The organism is Tritonibacter mobilis (assembly GCF_001681715.1).
Lineage (GTDB): Bacteria > Pseudomonadota > Alphaproteobacteria > Rhodobacterales > Rhodobacteraceae > Epibacterium > Epibacterium mobile.
The window spans coordinates 247,299-258,717 of record NZ_LNWY01000001.1 but is presented as its reverse complement, the minus strand read 5'-3'; the positions used below and the strand labels follow the sequence as shown (position 1 = coordinate 258,717).

The following is an 11,419-nucleotide window of genomic DNA, read 5'->3' as shown; positions in this document are numbered from 1 at the left end:
GGGTGTCGGCTTTACCGCACCACCCGCAGGCGACCACCGAGGACGCCATCGTGTTTTCGGGTTTGCGGCGCACCGCAGGAGTGCCGCTCGGCAAACCTCAGCGCTTCTTCCATCAGTTCCGCATCCATATCTCCGTCAACCAGATCCAGCAGGAAATCACAACCGGCATGGAGATGTTTGCGGCGCATGTGGTGGATCATCAGCAGCAACAATTGCTCGTCTCGGGTGACAAGGGCGCGCATGCTTTGATCTGCCGGGTCGAGCACATCCAGCGCGTTCCCCTTGATACGCACGAGCGTAACGACGATCTGAGACAACCTATGCACCAAGGGCAGCCCCGTTCGCGCCCCCCAGCGTTTCTCCGCATCGCCATAAATGGGTATCCAAGATTTCCCTTCGGGACAGCGGCACGTCAATGTCAGATCGCGGATTATCGGCAGCAGCGCACATTCAAAGGCGTCGCACCCAATCTGTGACAGCGGGATCAGCGCTTGCTCCCCAAGGTCATCCCACGAGGATGCGTCCCTGTTTACACCTGTCATCCCTGCCTCCCATCATCCGAGTTCAATATAGCCTAGCTTGGATCAATTCGGAGGGTATCGCGATCCGGCGGGGGGCGTCTTGATCCATTTTTTATGATGCCACCGGCCCGGTGCCAAGGGGGGAATGATGACCATTAAGACGGGGCGCGGGTCGTGCGCCCCGTCTCAGGTTGGCCTTACTGGGATTTTGGGTCTGTTTTGCTGCGGCGCGTCCAGCTGCGCATGTGCTCAAAGACAATGAACAACAGCGGGATCAAAATCACGCCGATCACTGCCGAGCCGATCATGCCAGCAAACACCGGAACCCCAACGGCAAACATGCTGTCCGCTCCCGGTCCCGACGCCGTCACGAGCGGCACCAGCCCAGCGATGAAGGCAAAGGATGTCATCATCACTGGGCGGAAACGCTCTTGCGCCCCCAACACGGCAGCTTCCTCGATAGATTTACCCTCGCCCAGACGCAGCAGCGCGAACTCCACAATCAGGATGGCGTTCTTGGCGGCCAGCGCAATAAGGACCACGATCCCGATCTGCACATAGACGTCCACCGACGATCCCGCGACCCAGACGCCGAATATGGCGACCATAACGGCAGCAACAACAGAGAGCATGACGCCCACAGGCACGTTCCAGCTCTCATAAAGTGCGACGAGAAACAGATAGGCAAACAGCAGCGCAAAGCCCAACACGATGCCCGCCTGTCCGGCAGAGCTTTTGACCTCAGAGGCCATACCGGTCCACTCATAGGCAAAGCCATTTGGCATCGAGGCCGCGCCGATTTCTTCCATCGCGGCGATGGCCTCGCCATCACCGATCCCGGCAGCGGGGCCTCCATTGATCGCGACGGCACGGTAGTTGTTGTATCTCACCAGCGATCTGGGGCCGGATTCCAGCCGCGCGGTCGCAAAGGACGACACCGGCACCATTTCGCCCGCCGCGTTGCGGATGCGGATATTGTTAATCGCGCCGATATTGTCTCTGTACTCGGCATCCCCATTGACCCAGACCGTGAACCCTTTGCCAAACAGCGTGATGTCGTTGACGTAGACACCGCCTAAGGTCCCCTGCAGCGAAGAGAACACCTGCGGCAAGGTCAGACCAAGCGTGTAGAGCCGATCCCGGTCGATATCGAGGCGCACTTGCGGCGTTGCGGCATCAAAGGTGGAGTAGACAGCAGCGAGGCGCTCGTCCTGATTGGCCGAGACCACGATCCCATTCATGATCGCGGCCATCTCTGTGGCGTCCTGCCCTTGCAACGCTTCCAGCATCATCTCAAAGCCGCCGGTTGTCCCAACGCCGGGCAGGGCAGGTGGGTTCAGCGCGAGGAAATTCGCCCCGCCAATCTGCTGCAATCGTCCAGTGATCCGGCGCACGATTTCGGTCGAGTGCATGGAGGGGTCTTCGCGTTCGGAAAAATCCGCAAGACGGATAAAGACAACACCCGCGTTCGAAGCAAGACCACCATCAATCAGGCTGAAGCCCGCGACAGTGACGATACTGTCTACGCCCTCTTCTTCGCGGATGAGGGCGTCCCCTTGTTCCAGAACCTCAAAGGTACGATCAAGGGATGCCCCCGGCGGCAAGGTTGCAACCGCAAGAATGAACCCTTTGTCCTCGGCCGGCAAAAAGCCCGAGGGCGTGATACTGCCGATCCTATAGGTGGCAAACCCAAAGAGTGCGGTCAAAACCAAGCTCAGAACCGCGAGCCGCGCCAGCCTGCGAATGACGTTGCCGTAGCCTCGGCTGAAGGCGTCGATCCCATCGGAGACTTTGCGCATAAAGCTCACCGGCTGTCCCGGTTTCATCAGCACCGCGCATAGGGCAGGCGACAAGGTCAGCGCGTTGATCGCAGAAATCACCATCGCAGCCGAAATGGTCACAGCAAACTGGCGAAACAGCACGCCACTTGATCCGGGCAGGAATGCAACCGGCACAAAGACCGACAGCAGCACCAAGGTGATCGCAATGATCGGGCCAGTGATTTCCTTCATCGCCTTGCGCGTCGCATCCGCCGGCGACAGGTCAGGCTCTTCGTGCATGACCTTCTCAACATTCTCGACCACGACGATCGCGTCATCCACCACGATACCAATCGCAAGGATCATCGCGAGGAGCGAGATCGTATTTGCCGAATACCCCAGCGCCAGAAGCACCGCAAACGTCCCGACAATGGACACAGGCACAGCAATGAGCGGAATAATGGTCGGTCTCAGACGGCCAAGGAAGACAAACACCACGATCCCAACAAGAATGAAGGCTTCGATCAGCGTGTGCTCTACCTTCTCGATCATCGCCTCCACGAATTCGGCAGTATCGTAGATAAAGCTGTAAGAGACCCCCTCGGGAAAGCGTTGCTGCAACTCTTCCAGCTTGTGGCGCACATTTTCTGCCACCGCGACTGCGTTCGCGCCGGGCGACAGGAATACGGCAATCGGTGCGTTCGGGTTGCCCTCGAACCGGGTTTCAACATCGTAGGTTGCGGCACCAAGCTCCACGCGCGCCACATCCTTTACCCGAACAAAGGAGCCATCCGCGTCGCTTCTGAGGATAATCTCCTTGAATTCATCGGCATTGCGCAGCTTGCCTTTGGTGACAATCGTCATCTGCAGGCCAGCCCCGTCTTCGACCAAGGGTGCGGCACCAATCCGCCCGGCAGAGGCTTGCAGGTGTTGGCTGCGAATGGCCCCCACAACGTCATCGACGGTCATCTGAAGATCCGACATTTTCTGCGGGTCGAGCCAAATGCGCATCGCGTAGTCACGGACGCCGTAGTTGAACACATCGCCCACACCATCGATGCGTTTGAGCTCGTCAATGATGTTGATGGCGACGAAATTGGCCAAAAACATCTGATCATGGTCTGGGTTTTCGGAATGAAAGGTAAAGACCTGCAGAATGTCGGTCGAGGCTTTCTTGATCTTGAGGCCCTGATCCCTGACCGCCTGCGGCAGACGCGGCTCCGCCAGTTTTACACGGTTTTGCACGTTCACCGTGGCGATGTCAGGGTCTTCGCCCAACTCAAAACTGACGGTCAGACTATATTCACCCGCGTTGTTGGAATTGGACCGCATGTAGCGCATGCCAGACACGCCGTTGACTTGGCTTTCAATCGGCACTGCGACGGCTTCTTCAACCGTTTCAGTGTCCGCGCCACTGTAGCTTGCGCTGACCTGAACTGTGGGTGGGGCAATTTCGGGATACTGCGCCACCGGGATGGCAGACATGGCAATCAGACCGGCAATCGTGATCACGATAGAGATGACCATCGCCAATCGCGGTCTGCGAATAAAGACCTCTGAAATCACAGCACCGCCCCCTAGTTGGCTTCGTTCAGGATGGACGGCGCGACCTTGCTGCCGGGGCGGGCTTTCTGAATGCCCTCAACAATGACTTTGGCCCCTGCGTCCAGCCCGGATTGCACAACCAGATATCCGCCGCGTTGTTCTCCAACTTCGATCCGCGCGGCCTTTACGATGTTGTCCTCATCCACGACCAGAACATAAGCACCCTGTTGATCCAGCAACAGCGCCTGAAGCGGCAGTGCGAGCTTGCTGGTGTCCTCATTCGCGACGATGTTCACATCTACAAGGCCATTATTTATCAACATGTTGTCGGGATTGGGCACGGTGGCACGCACGATGATGGCGTCGCTTGATGCCGCTGCACTGACATCAGTAAAAGAGATCTTGCCGTGATGCTCATAGGTCGACCCATCGGCCAGGGTGAGCGAGACAAACACGTCCTCATTGCGCGCACCGCGTTTTCGAAAGTCGATCATGCTGCGCTGCGGCACAGGAAAGCTGGCGTAGATCGGATCGGATTGCACGATGGTGGCCATCGGACCCGACTGCGGGCTGATCAGATCCCCGGTAGAGACAACAGATCGCCCGATCAACCCGGTGATCGGTGCCGTGATCTTTGTGTAGGCGAGGTTGATTTCAGCCGCTTCGACCTTTGACTGGGCGGCGGCGACATTTGCTTGGCTCACCGCAAGATTGGCCTGCGATTCTTCCAAAAGGGCGCGGGACTGCACATCGCGTTTTGTCAGCTCTTCCTGACGATTGAATTTTTGCTGAGCCAGAGTCTCATTGGCTTGTGCAACTTGCAGGGCCGCCTGCGCTTGGGTCAGCGTGTTGCGGTAGATGTCTTGGTCAAGCTCGTAGAGCAGATCGCCTTTTTCGACAAAGGACCCTTCCTCGAAATGCCGTGCCTCAAGATACCCTTGAACGCGCGCAATCAAATTTACAGATTCGATGGCTTCGATCCGACCAGAGAAGGTTTCGGACTCTTGAAAACTCCGCTCTTTGATGAGGGCGACCGTAACGGCGGGGGCGGGTGGTGCGGCGCTCTCACTTTGTGCATGTGCAGGAAGTGAGAGCGAAGTAAATGTTACTAACAACAAAGACTTGATGGCGCATCCAATAGGGCCGCGGGATTTCGTTGTGGTACCAGCTGAAGCCATGCCGACCTCCCTAATCATTATGCCTAACTACGCTTCTACAGTATAACTTATGATCATTAGACTACACTTGGTGCCACCTGCCAAGAAGATCGTTGCGATTGGCTCCGGGCGACTTGCCAGCCTGCGGGGCGGTGGGCTTTTGCATTAAACACCCGCAATGAGCGGCTCTGTGCTGGCGTTGTCTGCCTCTTGCCCAAGGTCCGGTAGCATCGCGCATAGCCCGCCGGGTGAGACATGAATGGCCCGGATGCCGAGGGCGCGAGCGCCCGCGATATCTGTCTCCATGTTGTCACCGATCATCACGGCACCTCCGGGGGGAACAGATCCCAGCGCCGCATGGAACAGATAGGCTGATGGCTTCCCGACCAATGTGATGTTGGGGCGTGGCACACAGGCTTTCAAAAGCGCCAGCAGTGCGCCGGTTTCGATCACCGGGCCATGTTCCCCCGGATGGGTCAGATCGGGGTTGGCCACGATCATCGGCACGCCGCGTTCCAACAAAGGAAGCGCAGCTTCCAACTGCGGGCGCGTGGCATCCCGGCACAGGACGATCGCTTCTGGCCTGTCGGAGGCAGGGCGCAAGCCGATCTTTCTGGCCCGCTCTTGCATGGTCGCACCTGCAAGCAGGCGAATGTCGCCAGAGGCCACGGTGTCACGCGCCCGCGCGAGCGCAGTTTCTCCGGCCAAGATGATCCGGGGTTCGGGCACAGACAGCCCCATATGTGCCAGCCGTCGCGACAGGGTTTCGGCAGTGTCGGTGGAGTTATTGCTGACCAGAACAAGTTTCGATGCATATCTGCGGACAAAGGCTTGAGCGCCCGGCAAAACGCGGCTGCCTGAAATCAGGCAGCCGTCGAGGTCACAGAGAATCCGCTCGGCGCGGTCCACAAGCGCGCGCGATTGCGTGGCGTTTGGCTGTTGGTCAGGGTGAGTGGCGGTGTGGCGCGAAGGGTCGCTCATAGATCGCGAAAGCCCGGATGCACCATGGAGAGCGCGTAGTCCTCATCCGCCTGATCCGCAGGCGCATGCAACGAGAACCGGGGCGTGCGATTGGCAAACTCATGCAGATGCACCGTGACGCAATCCTCATCGGCCAGCACCACACCATAGGCGGGCTCGGCAAAATCGCCGTCGATGGTGTCTGCATCCGAGCCAAGGTCAAGCGTCACCTGATGATTGAGCCCACGCATGCATGAATAAGAGATGCCGCGCCAGTTGCCAAAGATCGCACGATGAACGTGACCAAAGAACAGGTGACGGATGCGCGCGCGATGAGGCTCGATGACGCGCCAAAAGGCGTCATGATCGAGCATCATGATCGCATCCATTGAGTTAATCCCATGGCGAAACGGCGGGTGATGCATGAACAGGAACACCGGGCCGGAACTCTCGTCGAGTTGTTGTTTGAGCCACGCAAGGCGCTGGGCACAATAGCCACCCGCGTGGGTGCCGGGCGCTTTGGTATCGAGAAACAGGCAGCTGCCCTGCGATGTCTCGCGGCGCGATTGCACAAAGCCGTGCTCATCCCGCGCAACCTCTGGGAAACAACGGGCAAAGGCCGCCGTATCATCATGGTTGCCGACCATCAGCACCAATGGCATCGTCAGGCGGCGGATTTGGGCTTCAAAGGCGGCATAGGCATCCGCGTCGCCCCAATGGGTCAGATCGCCGGTGACGACGGTGAAATCCGCATCCCCATGTTCGGTGTTGATACTGTCCACGGCCAGCGCGAGGCGGCGGGCTGGATTTGCGCCATAAAGCGTGCGGTCGCCGCCGATGACATGGGTGTCGGTAAGATGGATAAACTTCATGAGGGATCACACGTCTTAGATCATTTGAAAAGTGAGGCGGCCCTTCCGAAGGCCGCCCCGGTGTGAGGCTGTGCCTCTCAGGTTAGCTGTGCGGCATCAGGTCTTCGATTTCCTCGGACAATTCTTGCTGCAGATCTTCCATGTCCTGCGCGTCGCCGGTCACGATCCGCTCCAGGCCATCGTAGATCACCTGAGTGATCGCCAGCCCGTTGTCGCCGGGGTAGGCTTGCCAGTCGCGCAACAGCGGCAGTTGTTTCACTGCGGTCGCCTTCTGGGGATTCTGCTCATAGAAATCGGCGAGGATGAGGTCGTTGGCGGCACGGTTTGGCGGCATGTAGCCGGTGGTGCGGGCCACTTCGGCGGCGCCTTCGCCAGAGGTGATGAACTTGAGCCACTGCCAGGCGGCATCCCGCACGGCGGGATCATCCGAGGTCGAGGTCATCACAGCGGCATTGCCACCTGCGGGCAAGCCGGCGGGCTGGCCGTCGATACCGGGGTAGGCACCGGTGACAAAATCGAAATCATCCTTGATGGTCAGCATGCGGCCAACATTCGAGGTCGAGGTAAACATCATCGGCAAATCGCCCGCCGCAAAGGCAGAGTTTGCTTCATCACTGCTGAGGTTTTTCATCTCGCAGCCGTCGACGATTTTCTTGATGGTTTCCAAGGTCTTCAGCGCTTCTGGCGTGTCCATGTTGATGTGGTTGCCCTCTACCGGTGCAACGCCCTGCGTCCACATCAGCGCCTGAAAGAACCAGTTCCCGGTGATCGCCCAGTCCCAGTAAATCGGATTGTCGCTGCCTGATGCCTTCAGCGTCTGACAGGTTTGAACCACCTCGTCCCATGTGGTCGGCAATGTCTCGACCCCGGCGGATTTCAGCAGGTCCATGTTGTAATATCCGACGGGCAATGAAACAGAAAATGGAAGCCCGTAAACCTCACCCCCAAAGGTGGAGAGGGACAGCATCGCCTCGTGGTAGCCATCCTTTTGAAAATCAGCCTCTTTGGCGATGAATGGTTCAAGAGATTGCGCGATACCACGATCAACAAGGATCTGCTGGCGGTTCAGACCTTGCATGGTCACGTCGGGCAAATTGCCGGATACCGCTTCGCGCAGGATGGTGTTGGAGGCGTCCTCATACTCTTCGTAAGAGGCGCGGATATTGATGTTGATGTTGGGATGCGCCGCCTTGAATGCGGGCATGATCGCCTCATAGGTCACATCAAAAAGCGAGGAATACGGGTAGACGAAATCGATGGTGATAGTGTCGTCCTGCGCCAGCGCGGGCAGGGTCGAGGTGGTGAGCAATAGCGCGCCAATAAGGGTATGTTTCATATCAGAACTCTCTGGGTTTTCAGGTTGATTTTGCGAGGAGGAAGAGACCACGGACCGGTTGGCTGGCCCGTGGGGCGGGGTATTGAAGGGGGCGTGCGGCGGTCGATGTCGCTGCCGAAGGTTCTGGGCGGGTCACTTCATGCCCGACAGGGTGATCCCTTCGATGAAGCGCCGCTGCGCGAGCATGAATGCAACAATCAGGGGAATGACGATCACCGTGGCTGTCGCCATCATCGGCCCATAAAGGTTGCCATCCGCACCGGCCTGAAATTCACGCAGGCCGAGCGGCGGGGTGAAGAGGCTTCGGTCTCCGGTGACGACGATGCGCGGCCAGAAATAGTCGTTCCAATGCGCCACCACCGAAAAGATCGCAAAGGCGAGCAGAGCCGGGACAGCCGTTGGCAGCATCACGCGCCAGACGATGGCAAACTCGGTCATTCCATCCATCCGTGCCGCATCCACCAGATCGTCCGGCACCGTCATAAAGAACTGGCGCATCAGAAAGATCCCAAAGGCCGAGACGATCCATGGCACCACGAGAGCCGCGTAAGTGTTGGTCAGGCCGATCTTCGCAAGCCCCAGATAAAGCGGCAGTGCGATGGCATGTACCGGGATCAACAGACAGAACAGGACCAATCCAAACACCGCTTCGCGCCCCCAGAACTTCAGTTTGGACAGGGCGTAGGCCGCAGGCAGCGCGATGAGGACTTGCAAAAGGAAGATCGACGCGGTGACGATGACGCCGTTCAATAGGTAGCGCAACAGCGGGGCGTCCTGAAACGCTGAGCGGTAGTTAAACACCACCGGCCGCACTTCGCAGGCCGCATTCGCCTCTTCGGTGAGGAGGGTCTGGATGGTGCTGTCGTCGCGGTCGGGAAAGCGCGTGCGCGCAGTCTCGATATCCCCGCGACGCGGCGCGTTTCTAAGCGCGCATTTCGGGTCCACCATCATCTCTTGCGCGCCAAACAGGCCACCGGTGCCACGTTCGATTTCAGCCGGAGATTTCAGCGAATAACTCAGCATCACCACAAAGGGGGCAAGGACAACAGCTGCGCCGATCATCAGGATGAAATGACGGATTATCAGGGAAGGGGAGAAGCGGGTCATGTGTAATGGACCTTGCGTTCGGTGATCCAGTGCTGGATCAGGGTCAGGATCATGACGAAGATCAGGAACAACACGGTGATGGCCGCGCCGATCCCCATCAGGTTCTGCGTGACACCCTTCTCGTAGATGGCAAACATCATGACATAGACGGATTTTCCGGGACCGCCGCCGGGCGAAAACAGCGCCTCTACCGTGTCAAAGGCCTGAAAGGCGCGGATGCAGGTGATAGTGACAACAAACACTGTCGTCGGCCCCAGGGCAGGCCATGTCACCAGCCGGAAGCGTTCCCAATAAGAGCGCGCACCATCCATTTCTGCTGCGGCATAAAGCTCTCGGGATACCCCCGTCAGCCCGGCAAGATAGAGCACCATATTAAAGCCGAAGCCCTGCCAGATGCCGATGAAACACACGACCCAGATCGCATAGTCGCGGTCCCCCAGCCACAGCGGCGCGCCCTCGGTGCAGACGCGGCCAAACCATGTCGCCTCCGGGCTGAGGCCAAGGAACGACAGGCTCAAAAGACCACGGGTAAAGGGCATCGCACAAAGCCCCTCGAGCCCCCGGTTAATCACCCCGATAGAAGGGTGCAGCATCAGTTGCCAGACGATCGTCATGGCCAGAAGAGTCGCCATCACGGGCAGAAAATAGACGGCCTTGTAGATCGCGGCGCCACGGGTCAAGGATTGGATCAAGAGCGCCGCCCCAAGGCCAAGACCAACGGACAGCGGCACCACGGTAATCACATAAGTGAATGTGGCAGAGAGCATCTTGGTATAGGTCGACCGAGTGAAGATGCGTTCATAATTGTCCCAGCCCACCCAGTTGAAACTGGGATTACCCAATGAGTAATCGGTAAAACTGAGCATCAGCGCCAGCAGCACCGGGGCAATCAGAATGGTCAGCATCAGCGCCAGCGCTGGCGCACTCATCAGCCAGCCCGCGCTCGCCTGCCGGCGGTCGGGATCGGCCGTGGCACGCCGCATGGCCGCGCTGGACGGAAGATCTGCAACGCTCATGCCGGTATCTCCTGCAAGGCGCGCAGGAGATTGCGCTGGCGTTGACCTTTCGCATCAAAGATCAGCGCCCGGTTGGGATCAAAGGTCAGCCCCACCTTGGCCCCCAAATGAAGCTGCGCCTGCATGGCCGGATCAGTCCGCAACACCACCCGCTGCTCTGCACCGTCGAGGCTGATCTGAACAAACACCTCATGGCCGAGATTTTCTGCGTGAACGACACGGCCCTGCAGCAACGGGGTGTGATGGGTCAGGCTCAGCGCTTCTGGGCGCAGGGCAAGTTGCAGCGTTTGCCGCCCTTCGTGCAAGGCCAGAGGCAGGCCCTTGCCCAGCACCGAAATCCGCCCGCTGCTGTCGCTCTCGGCGGGCAGCACGTTGATCCGGGGCGAGCCAATAAATTCGGCGACCCGCAGGTCGTTGGGATCCTCATAGATGCGCGTGGGCGCATCGCATTGCAGGATTTCGCCGCTCATCATCACTGCAATGCGGCTCGACATGGTCATTGCCTCGACCTGATCGTGAGTAACGTAGATAAAGGTTGCAGCCAGACGCCGGTGCAGCTCGGCAATCTCGGTGCGGGTGTGAACCCGCAATTTGGCGTCAAGGTTCGACAGCGGCTCATCCAGCAAGAAGGCGGCAGGCGCGCGCACCAGCGCCCGCCCAAGCGCCACCCGCTGTCGCTGCCCGCCCGACAATTGTCCGGGCTTGCGATCAAGAAGCTGGTCGATTTCCAGCGTCTTGGCGGCCTCCAGAACGCGCGCGTCGATTTCACGCCCCCGTTCGCGGGCCCCCGGTACAGCGCGCCCGATCAGCGGCAAGCGCTGTGCGGTATTGAGCTGGCGCATCCGCAACGGCACCGCGATATTCTCTGCCACGGTCAGATGCGGGTAGAGCGCATAGGATTGAAACACCATGGACAGGTTGCGATCTGCGGCGCGCAGCCTGTCTACCGGCGCTCCGCCGATTTCGATGGAGCCACCGCTGGCGCTTTCCAACCCGGCGATGATCCGCAACAACGTCGACTTGCCGCAACCGGAGGGGCCGACCAGCGACACGAACTCGCCATCTGCGATTGCCAGATCGATGCCACGCAACACCTCTGTTTCTTTGAAATTCTTCCGGATGCCCCGAAGGGTCACTGTCGCCAA

Annotated in this window: 9 protein-coding genes; all 9 read right to left on the bottom strand. The window is 59.0% G+C overall.

Annotated elements, in window-relative coordinates; all coding sequences use genetic code 11:
* Window positions 1–11 precede the first annotated feature (11 nt).
* Window positions 12–542 (bottom strand): hypothetical protein, encoded by a 531-nt coding sequence (locus UB90_RS01210; RefSeq protein WP_039982397.1) that lies wholly within the window; start codon window positions 540–542, stop codon window positions 12–14.
* A gap of 176 nt (window positions 543–718) precedes the next feature.
* Entirely contained in the window at window positions 719–3,847 is a 3,129-nt protein-coding gene (locus tag UB90_RS01205; RefSeq protein ID WP_074712587.1) for an efflux RND transporter permease subunit, read from the bottom strand.
* Between the two features lie 11 nt (window positions 3,848–3,858).
* Window positions 3,859–5,004, bottom strand: a complete 1,146-nt coding sequence (locus tag UB90_RS01200; RefSeq protein WP_065324670.1) for an efflux RND transporter periplasmic adaptor subunit — start codon at window positions 5,002–5,004, stop codon at window positions 3,859–3,861.
* 144 nt (window positions 5,005–5,148) lie between these two features.
* Complete coding sequence (locus tag UB90_RS01195) at window positions 5,149–5,964, bottom strand: HAD-IIA family hydrolase (RefSeq protein ID WP_065324669.1); 816 nt, start codon at window positions 5,962–5,964, stop codon at window positions 5,149–5,151.
* Window positions 5,961–6,815 (bottom strand): phosphodiesterase, encoded by an 855-nt coding sequence (locus tag UB90_RS01190; RefSeq protein WP_065324668.1) that lies wholly within the window; start codon window positions 6,813–6,815, stop codon window positions 5,961–5,963. Before UB90_RS01190 ends, UB90_RS01195 begins: the two co-directional genes overlap by 4 nt.
* 82 nt (window positions 6,816–6,897) lie before the next feature.
* Window positions 6,898–8,151 carry an ABC transporter substrate-binding protein gene (locus UB90_RS01185; protein WP_065324667.1) on the bottom strand — a complete coding sequence of 418 codons (1,254 nt, stop codon included), beginning with the start codon at window positions 8,149–8,151 and terminating at the stop codon, window positions 6,898–6,900.
* Between the two features lie 132 nt (window positions 8,152–8,283).
* On the bottom strand, window positions 8,284–9,258 hold the full coding sequence (locus UB90_RS01180; RefSeq protein WP_065324666.1) for a carbohydrate ABC transporter permease: 975 nt from the start codon (window positions 9,256–9,258) through the stop codon (window positions 8,284–8,286).
* Complete coding sequence (locus UB90_RS01175) at window positions 9,255–10,274, bottom strand: carbohydrate ABC transporter permease (protein WP_065324665.1); 1,020 nt, start codon at window positions 10,272–10,274, stop codon at window positions 9,255–9,257. The genes UB90_RS01180 and UB90_RS01175 overlap by 4 nt, the downstream gene beginning before the upstream one ends.
* Window positions 10,271–11,419: an ABC transporter ATP-binding protein gene (locus UB90_RS01170; protein WP_065324664.1), complete on the bottom strand. Its 1,149-nt coding sequence runs from the start codon at window positions 11,417–11,419 to the stop codon at window positions 10,271–10,273. Before UB90_RS01170 ends, UB90_RS01175 begins: the two co-directional genes overlap by 4 nt.